The sequence below is a fragment of the Rhodococcus sp. NPDC057135 genome, from assembly GCF_042670865.1.
GTDB lineage: Bacteria > Actinomycetota > Actinomycetes > Mycobacteriales > Mycobacteriaceae > Rhodococcus_F.
Genome location: NZ_JBHUUU010000010.1, coordinates 82,614 through 100,415, shown reverse-complemented (window position 1 = coordinate 100,415; position 17,802 = coordinate 82,614). Strand labels below are relative to the sequence as shown.

Sequence of the window (17,802 nt, the reverse complement as noted above, 5' to 3'; positions counted from 1 at the left end):
GGGAGCGTTGATCCTCCTCTTTTCCTCTTACACAGCTCCTCTCACAGCTCCCCAGACTGACGTATGGCTCCCAGTCTGGCGATGTTTGGACCCCGAATACCACGGGTACAGAGAAGTGGCCGGCATTCCAAAATCGGTAGCCCTCATGAACTTACGTGGAGCGAGGGGTGGAGTGAGGGATTGTGAAGGCGATACTGGCAACCGCTGCGAGCATCCTGCTGGTGTGTGCCCTCGCCGTCGCCATCCTGCTGTTCGTTTCGGGGTCACCCCGAGAAGGCGCTTCGCACGAGCTCGCCGATACGGTTCACACGATCGGCGGACAACCGACAACCTGTACCGAGTTGTTCGGTGAAACATGCAGCTTCACTTTGCAGTCCGACTACAACCAGTGGGGACAAAACCTCGAGAGTTTTGTCAATGCCGGGACTCTCGGACCTTTCGCCCGCAGCATCGGCTTCGTGGCGGAGGCGAAGCTGAGCTTGCAGGCATGCGAGGTCAGTGCCACCGCGGGTAGGACGATCCTCGATTTCTACAATCTTGCCGGGATCGACTACCCCACGGCCACAACCACCGACCTCTTCCCCTTCTGGAACGAATCTCGCCAATTCCTGTGCCCGGTAGACAGTTTCTGAGAACAGCAGTCTGCTATTTGAGGCCGGATTGAACGAATGCGTCGCGCACGTAGCGCTGAAGGAAGAGATAGATCAGGAAGATCGGTAAACACGCCAGTCCGGACGCCGCCATGATGGCGCCCCAATTATTCCCCTCGGCGCCGAGGAAACTGCGGATACCGATCTGTAGCACGGAATTCGATTGGCGCATGATGAGCGCGGGCCAGAGATATTCGTTCCAAGCAGAGATGAACAGCATGATTCCCAACGCTGCGAGAGCAGGCTTCATGTTGGGCAGCACCACCTTCCACAGCGTTGCCCACGAGTTCTGACCGTCGATTTGGCTGGCGTCCAATAGCTCCCGCGGAAATGCCTCCATGTGCTGTCGCATCAGCAGGACTCCGAAGGCCGAGCACAAGTTCGGGATCACGATGCCTGCAACGGCGTTGAGCAAGCCCATCTGGGAGATCAGCAGGTAATTGGGGATCATCGTGACCTGAAACGGAACCAACCACGACCCGACGAAGAGCAGGAACAACGCTTGCTTGCCGAAGAAGTTCCACCGTGCGAACCCGTAGGCGGCGAGGATTGCGACGAACAGCTGGCTGACCGACATGGCCAACGCCATGGTGAAGGTATTCACCATCATCGACGCCATCGGGATCGTGTTCCACACGTATCGGAAGTTCTCGAGGCTGAAGGGCGAGGGGAGCGGGGTCGCCGACAGCGAATCGTCAGGGCGACGAAAGGCCGTGGCAAACAGCCAGTAGATCGGAAAAATGCTGAACACGGTCACGGCCGCGAGGACAACGTGCCCGACCACCCGTCGCGTTCGAGACCGGGACCGTACCGGTCCGTCGTTGCTCTCACTCCGGACGTTGAGGTGCTCCACCACCGGGATCGCATCGGAACCACGTGGATGGCCGGGTGCGTCGACCAGAACAAATGCCATGTCAGTTCCTAATTGTCGTAGAAGCTCAGCCGGTCCGACAGGCGGACGAAGATGACGGCGATGATTCCGAAGCCGAGGAAGAAGAGAGTGCCTGCGGCAGCTGACAGTCCGGCGTCGAAGTTCTGGAAACCGAACTGGTACAACAGGTAATAGATGTTCGTGGACGCGCCGCTCGGTCCACCCTGGGTGAGAATGTCGATCACGGGATACGCCCACTGCGCACCCAACAGGATCGTCATGAGGGCCAGGAAGACCAGCGTCGGGGAGAGTAGCGGCAGCGTGATCTTTCGGGTGATCGTCGCCTCGGACGCCCCGTCGAGTGATGCCGCAGAAGCGTAATCCGGATTGATGCCCGCCAGCCCAGCTGAAATGACCAGCACTCCGAAGCCGAGCATTTGCCATCCGACGATCACGACCACACCGAGTAATGCGAACTTCGGATCACGAAAGATGTTGCCCATCTCGATTCCCCACGTTGCGGCCACCCTCGGGACAGCGCCGCCGTCGGGATTGAAGAGCCAACGCCACACGGCACTGCCAGCGATCGGTGTCACCAGGAACGGGACGAAGATCAGAGCCTGATAGATCGTCTTGGACCGTCCGGATATCCGTTTGGACACCAACGCGATGAGGATCGGCAGCAACAGCGAGAACAGCATGAAGGCGAGTGTGTAGACCACGGTGTTCCGCAGCGCCTGATGCAACTCGGGCAACGAGAGAACCCGCGTGTAATTATCCAGTCCTACCGACACTTTGGGAGTGGTAGGTACCATGTTCCACTTGTAGAACGACAGGTTGACAGTCTCGCCGAGCGGTTTGTAGATCCACACGATCAACAGCACCACTGCCGGCAACAGGTACAGGTATGGCACCCAGGCGCGGGGTGCCCACCCGGAACGGGCCGGGCGCGCCGCTATGGCACGCTCCGACCCGCCGGTACTTGGAACTTCGACAAACATGTTCGTGGCTCAATTCGCCAGCGCAGTAGCAGAACTGGACGGATCACTCGCGGAGACCAGCTTGGATATGGCCTCTTGCAGGTACTCGGCGCTCATTTCGTACACAGTTGCCGACTCCTCCACCGGAACTACCGTGTGCAGAACTCGATCTCGGAAGACGTGGACCATGTTGAATGCCTGTGCGCCGTTTTGGCCGCGCATGCTGCCCTTGCTCGCAAGAAGATCCTGCGTGTAGCAGGTCGCCGAGGCAACCGAGACAGGAATTCCGGCGAACGTGCAGGTGGTCGAGTAGTGCAGGTGGCCACCGAGGATGCCGCGAACATCGGTTCCTTCGAGCACAGTGGCAAGTTTGTTCTGTTCCTTGAGTTCTACCAACGAGAGCACATCCAGAACCGACGGTACTGGCGGATGATGCAGTGCCAGTAGGGTGCCGTGTGGTGCCGGTACGGCAAGAATCTCTTCGAGCCAAGCGAGTTGTTCGTCGGTGATCAACCCGTGATGGCTTCCGGGAACAGTGCTGTCCAACACGATGATACGGAGGCCGTTCACGTCGACCACCGAGTCGACGGATTCCTGGGTCGGAGCTGCATCCAGCAAGCCGCTGCGGAATGCCGGGCGCGCGTCGTGATTGCCCATTACCCAAATCACCTTTGCGCCGAGCCGTTCGGCTGCCGGCTCGACGATCCGGCGCAGTCGTACATATGCCTCGGGTTCTCCCACGTCGGCCAGATCGCCGGTGAAGACAATAGCCTCAGGACGCTGGCCAGTCCTTTCCAGTCGCTCGAAGATGCGTGCCAGATTGGCATCACTGTCCACGGAATCGTGGAGAAGATCACCGTCGGTGACAAAGTGAGTGTCGCTGAGGTGCAGGATGTAGTGATCGGGTTCGCCGTACTGGGACATGAATAATTCTCCTGTGAAGTGTGGGTTAGTTGACCAGTGCAAGGTGTAGGCGATCGAGTTCCGCGGAGCTCAATCCGTGGGCAAGAAGGTATTCGGAGGCGCTGCCGTACGAGTTGTCGACGGATTGCAGACTTGTCCGCATGAGTGCGGCCGGGCTTGCCCCGACCAGTTGGGCAACGTCGGCTCCGTTGCCTATGCCGTATTCGCGCAACTTGACGGCCATTGCCGATGCCCATTCGCCGGCCAACATGACCTCGGAGAGCGAATAGTCTGCGACGATGTCGCGGTAATCCACACCGACTGCCGCCAATGCAAGCGCAATGACGAGACCGGTACGGTCTTTGCCTGCCGTGCAGTGCACCAGCACTGCGCTGTCGTCGGATTCTGCGATTGCGCGTACTGCGCGAACCAGCCGGACTCCGCATTGATCGATGACCTTGGCGTAGATTGCTGCAAGGTCCAAACTTGTTTCGCGGGTGTTTATTTCACTCTCGAAGATGGGCAGATGGAACTGCGTCAGGTCAAGACCTTCGAGCGCGTTCGGTGCCGTGTCCAACTCCTCCTGCTCGCGCAAGTCGATGACGAATGCCAGTCCTCGCCCGCGGAGAACCTCGCGATCCACCTGGTTGAGACGGTGGAGAGCGTCTGAGCGAAAGAGCTTGTTCCACTTGGTGGTAAGACCGTCACGAGTGGCGTATCCGCCGACGTCGCGAAAGTTGTAGGTACCGTTCAGGTCGAGCCGACGGTTGGCTCGCTGAACCGGAAGAGCTGTAGTCATAGTTGTTCCCGATCCGGAAGTTGGGTTCGCTGGGATTGGATTGGGCAGAATCAGCCGATCATGTCCTGAGCCCGCTGCTGTGCGGCTTGCATCGTCGACTTCGGATCCTTGCCGTAGAACACGGATTCCTCGATGGCTTGCGCGAGAATGTCGTCGACCTGGACGTAGCTGTTACCGGGGTAGGACTGCCAGGGCTGGAGTGAGTCGAGCTGCTTGAGATTGGGTGCCAGCAGTGGGTTGCCGTCTGCCCACGGCTTGAGTGCAGCGGGATCCTGCGTCAGCGACGAACGAAGGGGTAGGTATCCGATCTTGGTGGAGATCTGCGTGTACGCATGATCACTTGTCATGAATTTGATCAATTCCCAAGCAGCGCGCGCCTTCGCCGGGTCCTGTGAGAAGACGGACAGGACGGAACCTGAGTTCGTGGGAACCGCTGCACGTCCGTCGAAGGCAGGCATCGCGGTTGCTCTCAAGTCCCAACCTGCCTTTGCCGCGGAACTGACAAACATTCCCTGCAACGCCGACGTGTTGAGATCGATGGCGATGTCACCCTTCGCGAAGCTCTCGTACTGCGTTGCCGCATCTGCGTTGACCAGGACCCCGTCCTCGTAGAGTCCGCGAAGCATGGTGACAGCCGAAACCGAGTCAGGCTCACCGAATTCGATGGTCTTGCGATCTTCGGACAGCACACCACCGCCGGCCGATTTGAAGAGCGCCTGCATGCACCAGCTGCCGCCCTTGACCGAACAGCTGACGCCGAGCGACGGCTTTCCGGTCTTGGCGGTCACTGCCTTCGCGGCAACGGCCACCTTGCTCCAGGTCGAGAGGTCGGTGTCTGCCGGGAGGCCGGCTTCGATCAGTGCAGTGGAGTTGTAAAACAATGTGGGAGTGGAGAACACATACGGAACGCCGTAGGTGTCGCCATTCCAGTCGCCGAGTGTGGCAGCTCTGGGGTGGAAGGGATGGTCGCCGCCGAAGTTAGCCTGGACTGCGTCCTTGCCGGCCAGTTCGTCGAGATTTCTGGCTTTCAGTGCTGTGACTGCGAAATCGAGAGTGTCGAAGGTCAATTGAGCGACATCGGGTGGTGACCCGGCGAGCATTTGTGTCTGCACACTGCTTGCGGTGCCGGAACCGGCCGCGCCACCGCTTTGCGGCGGCTGTGCTTTGACGTGAATGTTCGGGTGGGCGGCCTCGAAGTCGGAGATGAGACCGGTGATGGTGTCTGTCCACAAACCGGCCTGGGCAAGGTTGTAGGACTCGAAGACGATGTCGACCTGCTGGTTCGGGTCGAGTTCCGGCACCTGTTCCGCGGAGTCCGAGCCGCCGGTGGTGGCGCCGCCCGTGGCACAGCCGGCAAGGGCGAGGGATGCCGCCAACGCTATGGCGATCTTCCATCGTGTTTTGCGCATGACAAAGCTCCTCGTGATGAAATTTTCGTGTGAGAGGGCGAACTGAAGGTTCAGCTGAGAACTGATGAATCGAGATTCAATGTTGCTGGTATGTCCAGCCATTCGAGGCGACGCCCGCTGGATCGGTCGAAGAGGTGAAGGTGGCGCAGCTCAGCGGACAGTACCGCGGGACGTCCTTCGTGGAGGGCGATCGGTCGCGGAGCGCGCACGCAGATCGTGGTCGAACCGACCAGGCAGTAGGCCACCTGCTCGCTTCCGAGATTCTCGACCGACGTGACATCGACCGTGATACGCGCGCCGGGGCCGGAATCCGTGCCTGGATGGATCGGTGTGAGATGTTCGGGACGAATGCCGAGTACGACGTCGCGGGAATCGGACTCTCCTGGCCAGAGTGAGGCTTCGATACCTTCGGCCGTAACCCTCACGCTCCCTCCGGACGAAAATACCTTTGCATCAACAAGATTCATTGCAGGGCTGCCCAGGAATCCTGCAACGAATACCGATGCCGGGCGATCGTAGACATCCTCGGGGGTGCCGAGTTGCTCGAGTCTGCCGTTGTTGAGCAGCGCGATACGCGTCGCCATTGTCATTGCCTCGACCTGGTCGTGGGTGACGTAGACGAAGGTGGCGCCCAGCCGTCGGTGTAGGTCGGTGAGTTCACGACGGGTTGCTGTTCGGAGCTTCGCATCGAGGTTGGAGAGTGGCTCGTCCATCAAGAACGCCTTCGGATTTCGGACGATCGCTCGGCCCACCGCCACGCGCTGACGCTGACCACCCGACAGCTCCTTGGGCTTGCGCTCCAGCAGATGTGCGATCTCCAGTTGCTGTGCTACTTCCTCGACACGTGCTACTGCCGTCGCCTTGTCGATCTTTTTGACCTTCAAAGGGAAGCCGAGGTTCTTCGCGACGGAGAGGTGCGGGTAGAGGGCATAGTTCTGAAACACCATGGCGACGTCTCGCCGACGGGCGGGAGCCGTAGTGATGTCTTCGTCGTCGAGCAGTATTCGGCCACTTGTCGGCTCGAGGAGGCCGGCGAGCATCCTGAGCAACGTAGTTTTCCCGCAGCCGCTCGGTCCGAGGAGGACCAGAAAATCCCCGTCACGAACATCGATGTCGATGTTGTCGACTGCGGTGACATCTGCGAATTTCCGACTCAGATTCTCTATTCGAATCCTGCCCATTGGCTTCTCCCGATGAAATGACGTTACCCAATCGCGTCGGATTGGGGATTTTCGTTACATCAGAAGTTAGCCAGTCGAAGATGAACGGTGACCGAACGCCGTCGTAATTGTCCGTAATTCTCAGGGCAACTATTCGAACCGAACCGTGCGACGAACCCGAATCTCAGGTGGTGGAACCGTGATTGAGGATTCCGATGACGTGTTCGAGGGTCTGAGCTGCAGCTTCGGCTGACCCGCCACGGCGTTCACTGACCGCGATCTGGAGACCGATCAGAAAGGTCAGTTGAATGACGGTCGCGGAGGCGCCGTGTGCGCCCCACGGCCCGGTTCCGCCACCGAGAACCAGGCCCATGTCGGCCAGTTCCACCAGTGGGGAACGCGCGTAGCCGGTCACGCCGATGACGGTTGCACCGGCGTCTTTCGCGGCTTGGGCAGGCTGGAGAGTGAGTGAGTTGAGCCCACTGTCGCTGATAGCCAGACAAACGTCACGCGAGGTGAGGTGCCGGGCTGTGAGTTGCTGCATCACTGCATCAGTGGGCGCTTCAGCTGTGCGGCCGTTCAGAATGAACCGAACAGCCACTGCAGATGCCGACGGCCCGGACACCCCGTTTCCCACAACGAGTACGCGTTCGGCGTCGGCGATTGCCTCGACAGCCCGGTCGAAAGCTTCGCGATCCAGAGGTGTGAGTGCGCCGCCGAGATCGGCCGCCACCTCGCCGAGTACTGCCTGCAGCAGTCCGTTGCTGTCCTTGGTATGTGCCGCGTCCTGCACCCGCGATTCTGCTGCGCCGAGGTCTCTGAGCAGCAGCATGCGCAGATGCTGAAAGCCTTTGAAACCGAGATTCTGGCAGGCCCGAATGACAGTTGCCGTCGACGTGGACGCGTGCTCGGCCACATCTGCCGCCGACCACCAGGCAAACTCCTTGGGCCGGGCGATGCAGATGTCGGCGACGCGTCGCTCGCTCGGGGCCAGGGTGGGCGCAAGTGCGCGAATCGTGGACAGGGTTCCGCCCACGGGGGGATCGGTCTGTAACTGGCTCATCTGCACTGAATAACACACGAGAGTGAACGACACTCCCCTCGGCAGTTGGTGCATGTATGCGCCACGCATCGTCGGTGCGCGGATGTTTATGCGAATTTCGACCGGGTAGGGCTTCTGTGTGGTAATCCTGCGCGGCAGGAATCTCGAGCGCGAATCGAAACGACCTGGAGGAACAACGTGACAGACGACAAGAGCGGCCCCAGCGAGGGCATCAAAGGCGTCGTAGAGGACGTCAAGGGTAAGGCCAAGGAAGCCGTTGGTGCGGTCTCCGGGAACGACAGTTTGACCCGAGAGGGCCGCGCCCAGCAGGACAAGGCCGAGAGCCAGCGAGAAGTAGCGAAGAAAGAGGCAGAAGCCGAGAAGGCTCGCGCGGAAGCTGCCGCGGACGAAGCACGGCAGAAGTCCGAGCAATAGTCGGGGCGCTCGTCACCCTCGGCCTGGGATTGATCCCAGCCCGGGGGTGAGTCGTGGCTCCGCGTCCGAAATGAAATTTCTACTTTCTTACGGCGTAACAGAATTCGTGCGCCCAGCATCACGATCAAGAGGAGCTGTTCGATGCCTTCATCCCAGTCCGTCCCAGGTGCACCGGCCCCGAAAACGCCGGACCTGACAGAGCCGGTAAAGCCTCGACAGCCGTTGCCTCCCAAGGACGACCAGAGGCAACCGGAAGTGCGTACCGTAGCGGGTGCCGAGGGGAAGGTGAAGGGAAACGGTCGCGGCCAGCGGGGTGAGTACCTCACCACCGCAACCGGTACACGACTCTACGAGACCGACCACTCACTCACTGCGGGTGAGCGGGGACCGACTCTTCTTCAAGACCACCACCTTCGTGAGAAGATCACACACTTCGATCACGAGCGAATTCCGGAGCGCGTCGTCCACGCCCGCGGGGCGGCCGCACACGGTACGTTCCTGGCAAACGGCGCAGCCGAAAACATCTGTAAAGCTTCGCTTTTCGCTTCAGGTGCCCGAACCCCTGTATTCGTGCGATTCTCGACGGTTCTAGGTTCACGCGGTTCGGCGGACACCGTCCGTGACACACGCGGGTTCGCCACCAAGTTCTACACCGACGAAGGTGTCTTCGATCTGGTCGGCAACAACATCCCGGTGTTCTTCATCCAGGACGGAATCAAATTCCCGGACATCATCCATGCCGCGAAACCCCACCCGGACCGCGAGATTCCACAGGCACAGAGCGCTCACGACACCTTCTGGGACTTCGTGTCGCTACACACCGAGGCCACCGCGCACACATTGTGGAACATGTCCGATCGAGGCATCCCGCGCTCCTATCGCATGATGGAGGGCTTCGGCATTCACACATTCAGGCTCGTGAATGCCGACGGCGAGACGAATCTTGTTAAATTCCACTGGAAGCCGGCTGCCGGAGTGCATTCACTCGTGTGGGAGGAAGCTCAGATCGCAGGCGGTGTGGATCCAGACTTCCACCGACGCGATCTTGCCGACGCCATCGAGGCAGGCGCATATCCGTCCTGGGATCTGGGCGTGCAGGTATTCCCCGACACCGAAGACGAAATGTTCGAAGGCATAGATCTTTTGGATCCCACCAAGATCGTGCCCGAAGAACTCGCGCCGGTTCAGGTCATCGGAACGATGACGCTCGATGCCAATCCGACCAACTTCTTCGCCGAGACCGAACAGGTGGCATTCCATCCAGGCCACTTGGTTCCGGGCGTCGACATCACCAATGATCGGCTCCTGCAGGCACGATTGTTCTCGTACCTCGACACCCAGATCACGCGACTCGGCGGTCCCAATTTCGATCAGATCCCGATCAACCGTCCTCACTCGCCCGTCAACGACATGCTTCGCGACGGCTTCCACCAGGACGGTGTGCATACCGGGATCGCGCCGTACCATCCCAATTCGTTAGACGGTGGCTGCCCCTTCTTGGCCACGGCAGACAGCGCCGCCTATATCGAGGTGCCCGAGGAAGTTTCAGGGCGCAAGGTGAGGCAGGCGCCGGCATCGTTCGACGATCACTTCTCGCAAGCTCGACTCTTCTATCGCAGTCTCTCCCCTGTCGAACAGGAGCACGTCGCGCAGGCGTACACCTTCGAATTGGGGAAGTGTTACGAGGAGAACATCAAGACCCGGAATCTGGGCATCTTGGCGAACATCGACGCGGCTCTCGTGTCGATCGTCGCGCAAGGGCTTGGTCTCCCGGTTCCCGAACCGACGGAGCCGTTGACCGATCCGGAGCCCAGTCCTGCACTGTCTCAGGTGGGTGCGGAATGGCCTGTTGACGGAAGGATCATCGCTCTACTGGTCGACGAGAACTCCGACCTCGACACGGTTGTCGCCGTTCGAGACAAGATCTTCGACGCCGGTATGGTGCCGCTGATCCTCGGGCCGCACGGCGGAACCATCGGGGACGGTGACGACGCGGTGACAGTGCAGCGGACTTACCTCACAGCTCGTTCGATCGAATTCGATGCAATTCTGCTGAGTGGCGACGTTTCTCGGATCGGTGAGGGCAAGTTGGATCCCCGGGTGGAGACGTTGCTGAACGAAATGTACCGGCACAATAAGGCAATTGGTGGTTGGGGCGAGAGTATGAGCGCCCTCGCCGCTGCCGGCATCGACGAGTCTGCTTTGGGAGTCGTCGTCGATGCCGACGCGGTAGGTGCCCTCGCCTCGCTGGCTCAGCTTCTGAAGACGCACCGCGTGTGGGGGCGTTTCGAGGTTCTGCCCACATCCTGAGGGGCGACGTAGGTTCGAACGTGCGGTGTGGCCGAATTGGCAGTTCGGCCACACCGTCGGAGTGACGGCGAGAGAAGGGACGAAACAGTGGCATCCAAGGACTCACAACCTCAACTCAAGGATCAAGCTCTCTACGAAGAGCTACGGGAGAAGGGCGATTCCAAGGAGAAGGCAGCCCGGATCTCCAACGCGGCCGCCAACCGGGGCAGGTCGAACGTCGCCAAGTCCGGTGGTCAATCCTCACCGTACGAGGAGTGGACGGTAGATGATCTGAAGAAACGTGCGAAGGAACTCGATCTGCACGGTTACTCGAAGCTGAGCAAGGGCGAGCTGATCGAGAAACTCCGCAATCACTGAGTCGCATCAATCGCTGAGTCGTATTCTGCTTGCGCAGAATACGACTCCAGCGTTCGATTCAATGACCTTCTTGATCGAAGAGTTCCTGACCTTCCAGTCGTTTGACCCGACGGTGTTCCATCAAGATGACCGCTGTCCCGACGATGAAGGACGCCACGCAGACGATGCCGGCAATGATCGCCCATCCGCGAAATCCGTAACCCGCTGCCACCAAGGTCAATCCGAGCGTGGCCAGGCCCAGCCCGATCAGCAGATATCCGGGATAGTTGCGGCCGTCGCTGATTGCCTCCCCGACGTGCGATCGATTGGTGTGTTCGTCATCTACCGGTGAACTCCCGCTCGTGTTGGTCACAGCACACTCCATCCTGAGTTCGTGAATACTTGCGATTTGCCGCTTGTCGTCGGTTCACAGGGCAACTACCCGATCGGTGGGTGGGTGAAACCGATCGAGTAGTGCCGACAGGCGGAGAAAGTCGTAGGCTCGAAGTACCGGATGTGGCGGAACGCCGGTGCGAGGAAGTCCTATGAATGCGAAGCCGACTCCCGATCTGTTCTCCGTAGGTACACCGACTCTCGGTGTGGAGGAAGAGTTCTTGCTCTGCGATCCGCGGACTGGGCATCCCAGTCCACGCAACGTCGAAGTTGCCGCTGCCGGGCGAGAACTCGGTATCTCGCTGCAACTCGAACTCACGCGATGTCAGGTGGAGACGTCCACTTCGATCGGAAGTCATATTCGCGATCTTCGTGATCAACTCTGTGAATCTCGTGCCGTTACCGCCGACGCTGCTGCTCGCGCGGGTTGTCAGCTCATTGCAGTCGGGACGCCGTTCTACGATCCGCCGGTCGACGAGATCACTCAGAAGTCGCGATATCAGCGGATGGCCGGTCAATTCGGTGCGATCACCGAAGGTGTGATGTGTGGCTGCCACATTCATGTGGGTGTGGAAGATCGAGAACGATCGGTCCAGATCGTCAATCATCTGCGCCCGTGGTTACCGACCTTGCTGGCGTTGACGGCGAACTCCCCGATAAGCGGTGGACGCGATACCGGCTATGCGAGTTGGCGTTACGTCCTGTTCGGGAGGTGGCCCAGTTCGGGCCCGCCACCTTACTTCGAGTCCGTGGGGCACTACGAAGATGCTGTCGCCGCGATGCTGGAGACCGGGGTCATTCTCGATCCACACATGGTCTATTGGGACGTGCGCATGTCGGATCACCTTCCCACCGTGGAGGTTCGGATCAGCGACGTGCCTGCCACCGTCGAGGAGACGCTGACTCTCGCTACGCTGGTGCAGGCCCTTGTCGGCACCGCATCCGCCGCGATCACCAAAGGTGAGGCGGCGCCCGCTGTGGATCACGAATTACTCCGGGCGGCTTGCTGGCGGGCGGCACGCGACGGACTCGACGGTAGGTCGCTGGATGTGGAATCCGTGCGTTTGCTGACTGCACACCAGGCGGTTCGGCGATTGGTGGATCATGTCGAACCTGCTCTGACCGCATTCGGCGAGTTCGAGCAGGTGACGGCCTCCTTGGACAAGGTCTTCAGCAATGGAAACGGCGCGATCGTGCAGCGCCGACAACTCGCGCGTCGGTCACGTGTGGCTGATGTGATCGACGAGTGTGCCCGACGCACTTTCGAAGGATGCAGTTCGCAAGGGGGAAGTGAGCTGTAGGCAGCGGGGACCTGCAGGCAAGGGGGAGGCGTTGACTTCCAATTTTGTGCCGAGTTCACTGGAAATGAGGACTTGTCGACTCCCCCGTGCAGAAACCATCCCGTCTGTAGGTCGCGTCGCGAGTTGCATGATGGCGAAGGGTTGGTCATGAAAAATGAATCTGGCGAACGGGCGTCCGAAGAACCTCAGTCTGCGCGTGGAGCCCCGGGCTCCCGAGGCACGGGCTCGAATGAACCCGGAGGCGGTCCGGTAGATCGCCCTGCCGGCTCGTTCGACGACGAGGAGACGATCTCGGGGGTAGAAGGAACCGAGACAACGCCCGCCGAGCCCACCGCATCCGAACCGGCTGTGCCGCCGTACGAGGGACGTCAGGAGGCCGCAAAGAAATCGGCCTTCAAGGAGGCCGAGAGTTCTGGTGGACCGAATACGGGAGGGGCCGGCAAACCCGTCGTCGATTCGGAGCTCAAGGCACGGCCGGCGGAGGAGACTCCTGGTGGACGAACTGCATCCCCTGCAGACGAGCAACCCGCCGCGGAGACGACTGAATCGGCTTCCAGCGAAAGCGGAGTGGGGCCGGCACATCAAACCGGAGTAGGGAGGAGCGAAGACAAGAAAACGTGATGATCTGACAGATCCATTGTGTTTACGCGTTCACGTCGGTGCGTCGGACGTGATTTCTTGCTGCATCGGCCATCCTGTGTCGATCAGTCGGCCGGAGGGACTGCATATGAATGACGATCCACGCCCCGCGCTTCCGTCGGACAAGGACCTCGACGCGCTGTGCAGTCGGCTCGCCACCTTGGTCGAGGAGCGCGGCCTGACAGTCGCTACTGCGGAATCGCTGACTGCCGGGAATATCGCCGCGCACCTGGGGAAGGCCCCGAACGCCGGATCGTGGTTTTGTGGTGGGATCGTCGCGTACACCCGAGCGGTCAAGCATTCCCTACTTCATGTTCCGGACGGGCCAGTGGTCTGTGAGGAAGCTGCCCGGGTCATGGCACACAGCACTGCCACGCTGATGGGCGCGACTTTGACGCTGGCCGTCACCGGCGAAGCCGGACCGGAAACACAGGAGAACGATCCACCCGGAACTGTGTGGTTCGGAGTCGTCGACCATGGGACCGCTGAGACGGAGAAGCAGGTGTTCTCGGGTACCCCCGAAGCCGTCCTGGGAGCAACTGTCGAGCACGCGATCCAACTACTTCTGCGTCACGCATCCGCTCGCGACAGAGCGAGTTCGAGGGTTGTGAACTAGTCGAGTATTCAACTCTTCGAACGGTTCTTCTTGTGACGACCCGTGTGTTTCGCAGGCGCCTGAGAGGTTGGAACCAGATGACCGTCGGCCGTGTATTTTTCGACCACGAGATTCTTGCTGACTCCTCGGTTGGCATCCACTGCGCAAGTGATTGCTTCCTTGTCGGAGTTGAAAGGTTCCTCGGTCGAAGAGCCGTCGGGCATCGTGATCTTGTACCGATCCATACATCGACTATTGCGGGTTGAGCCGTCTCCGACAACCCGCGCTCACGGAAAAATCGGCCTGGCGGATCATGTGGATCAGCGAGTCCAATAGTCTTCGGGCCTTTTACCTGAACGGAATCCGTAGTGCTCGATCATCGCTGTCGCTTCCGGGAAGTTGGCTGCCAGAGTTTCGGGCACATGGGCATCGCTTCCGAATGTCACCGCTTTGCCTCCCTCCTCGCTCCACCACTGGGGTATCCAGGGCCACAGCCGACGGGTGTTCATCTCGAGGGCTCGGCCGCTGTCGGCGATGGCGCGCATGGCATTTCGGAATCCGTCTTCGAATCGGCGGGGATCGAAAGGTCCGGCGCTTTCGGTCGGCCATGCGCGCACCGCGTAGTCGATGTGGGTGAACACTTCGAAGACGCGGGAATCAGCGACCATGCGCGGAATCTCTGCCAGGTACGCCCACATGACCTCGTCAGCGCCCCAAATTCGGAACAGAGTGTTCGGTTCATTCCGATCTTCGCCGACTTCTAGCGTGTGCAAGGAACCCAATACTCGGTCGATCCCGTCGAGATCGAGAAATTGCGACGCGTGCGTTTCGTGCAGGTGAGGTTGTCCGAACTCGACTCCGGTGAGTATCCGCAATTCAGGAAAACGGTGGCGGCATCGTTCGATGCTGTCGAGATAACCGTCGACGTCGAGGATCGGTACGCGAACGTAGCCGTCAGCGGTGAGGAGGTGACGTTGGTGGGGCATCAGGTCCGCGGCGTTTGTGCGCCAGCGGTCGTCGAAGTCGAGATGCTCGGTGAACACCAACGCCGGCAATCCGACTGCTTCGGCACGCGCGCAAGTTTGTTGCATTCGCCCGGAAGCGTCGGACTGGGGTCCGCCGGTGTCCCACGACCACTCGCTGTGAACGTGACTGTCCGCGGGTAGTTGCATGTCCAGTTCGTACCAGAGCCCGGGAGTTCTGGTGTGATTACAGTTCGGACTGGCGTACGAAGTCGCCCTGTGCGTGGGTGCCCCAAATTTCGGAGGACTGAGTCTCGGGTTCGCTGTCCAACTTTCGAACGTCGTGAATGAATTCCACACCGTGCAGTTCGTCTGAAGGAACCGACAGAAGCTTGCACGTGGTGCTGACGAAGAATCGCTGGACATCTTCCAACTCGAGACGCCCACCGGGCCGGTACCAGTGCGCGACGCCCGTGCACATCTCGAGTATCGCGAGTCGGCTCAATGCAAGATCTTCGATATCGAAGGCACCCACGCGTTGGCCGCGTTCGAGGATCTGTCCGAATAGTTGCTCGTACTCGTCGCGCAGCGTCTGCAACTCGATGCGGTTGTCTCCGGTCAACCCGCGCATCTCGTACTCGGCGACGCGGGCGGTCAGTTGGTTGACGGCGGTAATGCCGACGTGTGACGACACCAGACCGGCGAGCTGGACTATGGGGTCGGCGCTGCGGCGCATTGCCTGCTCTCCCGACTGCGTCAACTCGTCGAGGCACGACCGAATGATCGAAGCCAACAGCGACTCTTTGCTGCCGACGTAGTGGTAAAGCGTTGCCGAGTTGATGCCGGCTTCTGCTCCGAGTTCACGAATGCCGGTGGCGGCAAACCCTTTCGTCGCGAACAGCGTGACTGCCGCCCGTTGTACGCGCCCCAGGTCCATGATCCTCATTTCGGTTGGTTGCCCAATCATGCTAGCATCGCCGCCGAAATCGACTGATCGTCAATCAATTGATTGATAGCTACCTGTGTACTGGTCAATTGGAATCCAATTCATCAATCGATCGATTGAAAAAAGCTTGACTGTGCCGTGGGTCACTGCATAGTGTCCTAGTCGAGCCTCCCTCTCGGTGCGCGAGCTAACAGGGCACTCCATACAAGGAGCAATGACATGAACGACGCGAATCCCCCATCTCCCGCAACTGTCGACAGGCCTGCCCTACGGCGGGTGGCCGGATCAGTTCTGGTCGGCACCACGATCGAGTGGTACGACTTTCAGATCTACGGTGCTTCCGCCGCTTTGGTCTTTGCGCCGCTGTTCTTTTCGGGCGCAGATCCTGCGCTCGCGACGATTCTCTCCTTCGCCACCTTTGCGGTTGGCTTCCTGGCGCGGCCGCTCGGCGGCGTTGTGATGGGCCACTTCGGGGACCGCATCGGACGCAAGAAGGTCTTGGTTCTTGCACTTCTTCTGATGGGAGCCGCGACGTTCCTGGTCGGCGTTCTTCCGACGTCCAACCAGATCGGTGTATGGGCCCCGATTCTTCTCGTATTGCTGAGGCTGATCCAAGGCTTCGGTGTCGGCGGCGAGTGGGGCGGCGCAGTTCTGACTGCTGTGGAATATGCACCGAAGAATCGCCGAGGCTTCTACGGCAGCATGCCGCAGGTCGGTGTGCCGGCCGGTCTTCTGCTGGCGACGGCAGTCATGTTCGGCACCAAGGCGCTCACCGGAGACCAATTCCTGGTGTGGGGGTGGAGAATTCCCTTCCTGCTGAGTATCGCGTTGGTCGCCGTGGGACTTTACATTCGCACCGCGTTGGAAGAGACTCCCGCATTCGCTCGCGTGAAGCAACAGAACACCGCGGTCAAGATCCCGATGGTCGACGCGTTCAAGAACTATCCTCGTCAGATCATTCTTGCCGCCGGTTCGATGATCAGCACGGGCGCCTACTTCTACATCCTCAACACGTACAGCCTGACGTACGCCGACCAGTTCGATCTGCTGTCCGGAAACCTCATGCTCGGCGCGGTCATGGTATCTGCACTCGTGGCGGTCATCTTCATTCCGATCTTCGGTCAACTGTCCGAGAAATTCGGCCGACGCCGGATCCTGATGGTCGGCATCACCGGCATGGGTGTGTGGGTCTTTGTTGCCTTCGCCGCAATAGATACCGGCAACTTCTGGATCACCACCGGGGCACTGGCCGTCGGCGCCTTCATGCTCAGCATCTCCTACGGACCGCAGGCGACGTTCATCGCCGAATTGTTCGACGCTCGGGTGCGGTACAGCGCAGCGTCCATCGCTTTTCAAATCGGTGTGCTCTTGGGTGGTGCAGTCGCGCCGATGGTTGCCGCCATGTTGGTCCGCGCAACCGGCGGATCGTTTGCGGTCGCTGTGTATATCGCTGCCCTGTCGGTTATTTCGCTGATCAGCGTCTACTTTGTCCGTGACTCGGACCTCGACGAAGGAAGCCGCGACATGTACATCGATGACAACGGGGCCTATCTGCCGCCCGTCGAACAACGCTCCACGGTTGTCAACTAATAGGGGAAACTTCAATGATCACAAAGAGTTTCGAAGAGATCTCTGTCGGAGACATTGCGGTAACGGACCCGCGGGTCGTCACCGAAGACTATGTGCGAAGCTTCGCCGACCTCACTTGGGACCGTCATCCCCTTCACCTCGACCCCGACTATGCACAGCAAACACGCTTCGGTCGCCAGATCGCCCACGGCGCTCTCATGCTGTCCACCTTGCTCGGCCTCGTGGAGTTGGATCCTCGTTACCTCCAGTGTTTCTACGGACTTGACCAAGTCAGGTTCCACCGGCCGACGTACCTGGGTGACTCGGTGCACGCAGTGTCGGAAGTGCTGTCGGTGCGCCCTCGGTCGGACGGTGAGACCGCGATCGTGACGTCCAAGGGCTCACTCGTCAACCAAGATGGAGACCTTGTCTTCTCGGGCGACTTCTCCTTTCTGGTAGGCGCGACGCATTCGCTCCATCTCGAAGTGGGTGCTCGGTGAGC

The 17,802-nt window shown here is 60.0% G+C and carries 19 protein-coding genes; 9 read left to right on the top strand and 10 right to left on the bottom strand.

Features of this window, described 5'->3' with window-relative positions; all coding sequences use genetic code 11:
• The first annotated feature begins 182 nt into the window (after window positions 1-182).
• Window positions 183-632, top strand: coding sequence for a hypothetical protein (locus tag ACFT1A_RS19745; protein WP_378448367.1), 450 nt, complete (start codon window positions 183-185; stop codon window positions 630-632).
• Between the two features lie 13 nt (window positions 633-645).
• Here ACFT1A_RS19745 and ACFT1A_RS19740 read toward each other — a convergent pair whose 3' ends face one another.
• The 7 genes from ACFT1A_RS19740 to ACFT1A_RS19710 all read right to left on the bottom strand — a co-directional run bounded on the left by ACFT1A_RS19740 (window position 646) and on the right by ACFT1A_RS19710 (window position 7,835).
• A complete protein-coding gene (locus ACFT1A_RS19740; RefSeq protein WP_378448366.1) occupies window positions 646-1,563 on the bottom strand; it encodes a carbohydrate ABC transporter permease in 918 nt (305 codons plus the stop codon).
• Window positions 1,564-1,571: 8 nt separating this feature from the next.
• Complete coding sequence (locus ACFT1A_RS19735; RefSeq protein WP_378448365.1) at window positions 1,572-2,522, bottom strand: carbohydrate ABC transporter permease; 951 nt, start codon at window positions 2,520-2,522, stop codon at window positions 1,572-1,574.
• Between the two features lie 9 nt (window positions 2,523-2,531).
• Window positions 2,532-3,425, bottom strand: a complete 894-nt coding sequence (locus ACFT1A_RS19730) for a phosphodiesterase (RefSeq protein WP_378448364.1) — start codon at window positions 3,423-3,425, stop codon at window positions 2,532-2,534.
• Between the two features lie 25 nt (window positions 3,426-3,450).
• Window positions 3,451-4,203, bottom strand: coding sequence for a tyrosine-protein phosphatase (locus tag ACFT1A_RS19725; protein ID WP_378448363.1), 753 nt, complete (start codon window positions 4,201-4,203; stop codon window positions 3,451-3,453).
• A 50-nt stretch (window positions 4,204-4,253) separates the two neighbouring features.
• Complete coding sequence (locus ACFT1A_RS19720; protein ID WP_378448362.1) at window positions 4,254-5,612, bottom strand: extracellular solute-binding protein; 1,359 nt, start codon at window positions 5,610-5,612, stop codon at window positions 4,254-4,256.
• 50 nt (window positions 5,613-5,662) lie between these two features.
• Window positions 5,663-6,793, bottom strand: a complete 1,131-nt coding sequence (locus tag ACFT1A_RS19715; RefSeq protein WP_378448361.1) for an ABC transporter ATP-binding protein — start codon at window positions 6,791-6,793, stop codon at window positions 5,663-5,665.
• Window positions 6,794-6,956: 163 nt separating this feature from the next.
• A complete protein-coding gene (locus ACFT1A_RS19710) occupies window positions 6,957-7,835 on the bottom strand; it encodes a MurR/RpiR family transcriptional regulator (protein ID WP_378448360.1) in 879 nt (292 codons plus the stop codon).
• A 177-nt stretch (window positions 7,836-8,012) separates the two neighbouring features.
• On the opposite strand from ACFT1A_RS19710, the gene ACFT1A_RS19705 reads away from it, so the two are divergent.
• From ACFT1A_RS19705 to ACFT1A_RS19695, 3 genes are all read left to right on the top strand, one after another.
• Window positions 8,013-8,249, top strand: coding sequence for a CsbD family protein (locus ACFT1A_RS19705; protein WP_283306332.1), 237 nt, complete (start codon window positions 8,013-8,015; stop codon window positions 8,247-8,249).
• A gap of 141 nt (window positions 8,250-8,390) precedes the next feature.
• On the top strand, window positions 8,391-10,559 hold the full coding sequence (locus ACFT1A_RS19700) for a catalase (protein WP_378448359.1): 2,169 nt from the start codon (window positions 8,391-8,393) through the stop codon (window positions 10,557-10,559).
• Between the two features lie 87 nt (window positions 10,560-10,646).
• The gene (locus ACFT1A_RS19695; protein ID WP_378448358.1) at window positions 10,647-10,916 is read left to right on the top strand and encodes a Rho termination factor N-terminal domain-containing protein; all 270 of its coding nucleotides are present in this window, start codon (window positions 10,647-10,649) and stop codon (window positions 10,914-10,916) included.
• A gap of 58 nt (window positions 10,917-10,974) precedes the next feature.
• Here the strand turns inward: ACFT1A_RS19695 and ACFT1A_RS19690 are convergent, their stop codons facing one another.
• Window positions 10,975-11,280 carry a hypothetical protein gene (locus tag ACFT1A_RS19690; RefSeq protein WP_378448357.1) on the bottom strand — a complete coding sequence of 102 codons (306 nt, stop codon included), beginning with the start codon at window positions 11,278-11,280 and terminating at the stop codon, window positions 10,975-10,977.
• A 160-nt stretch (window positions 11,281-11,440) separates the two neighbouring features.
• On the opposite strand from ACFT1A_RS19690, the gene ACFT1A_RS19685 reads away from it, so the two are divergent.
• The 3 genes from ACFT1A_RS19685 to ACFT1A_RS19675 all read left to right on the top strand — a co-directional run bounded on the left by ACFT1A_RS19685 (window position 11,441) and on the right by ACFT1A_RS19675 (window position 13,844).
• Window positions 11,441-12,589: a glutamate--cysteine ligase gene (locus tag ACFT1A_RS19685; protein ID WP_378448356.1), complete on the top strand. Its 1,149-nt coding sequence runs from the start codon at window positions 11,441-11,443 to the stop codon at window positions 12,587-12,589.
• A 147-nt stretch (window positions 12,590-12,736) separates the two neighbouring features.
• Window positions 12,737-13,210, top strand: coding sequence for a hypothetical protein (locus ACFT1A_RS19680; protein WP_378448355.1), 474 nt, complete (start codon window positions 12,737-12,739; stop codon window positions 13,208-13,210).
• 106 nt (window positions 13,211-13,316) lie between these two features.
• Complete coding sequence (locus tag ACFT1A_RS19675; RefSeq protein WP_378448354.1) at window positions 13,317-13,844, top strand: CinA family protein; 528 nt, start codon at window positions 13,317-13,319, stop codon at window positions 13,842-13,844.
• A gap of 299 nt (window positions 13,845-14,143) precedes the next feature.
• Here the strand turns inward: ACFT1A_RS19675 and ACFT1A_RS19670 are convergent, their stop codons facing one another.
• Window positions 14,144-14,995, bottom strand: coding sequence for a PHP domain-containing protein (locus ACFT1A_RS19670; protein WP_378448353.1), 852 nt, complete (start codon window positions 14,993-14,995; stop codon window positions 14,144-14,146).
• A 37-nt stretch (window positions 14,996-15,032) separates the two neighbouring features.
• Window positions 15,033-15,731 (bottom strand): TetR/AcrR family transcriptional regulator, encoded by a 699-nt coding sequence (locus tag ACFT1A_RS19665; protein ID WP_378448352.1) that lies wholly within the window; start codon window positions 15,729-15,731, stop codon window positions 15,033-15,035.
• A gap of 219 nt (window positions 15,732-15,950) precedes the next feature.
• Between ACFT1A_RS19665 and ACFT1A_RS19660 the strand changes: the two genes are divergently transcribed.
• Together ACFT1A_RS19660 and ACFT1A_RS19655 are read left to right on the top strand one after the other, a co-directional pair.
• Window positions 15,951-17,321 carry an MFS transporter gene (locus tag ACFT1A_RS19660; RefSeq protein WP_378448351.1) on the top strand — a complete coding sequence of 457 codons (1,371 nt, stop codon included), beginning with the start codon at window positions 15,951-15,953 and terminating at the stop codon, window positions 17,319-17,321.
• A gap of 14 nt (window positions 17,322-17,335) precedes the next feature.
• Window positions 17,336-17,800 carry a MaoC family dehydratase gene (locus ACFT1A_RS19655; protein ID WP_378448350.1) on the top strand — a complete coding sequence of 155 codons (465 nt, stop codon included), beginning with the start codon at window positions 17,336-17,338 and terminating at the stop codon, window positions 17,798-17,800.
• Window positions 17,801-17,802: the final 2 nt, after the last annotated feature.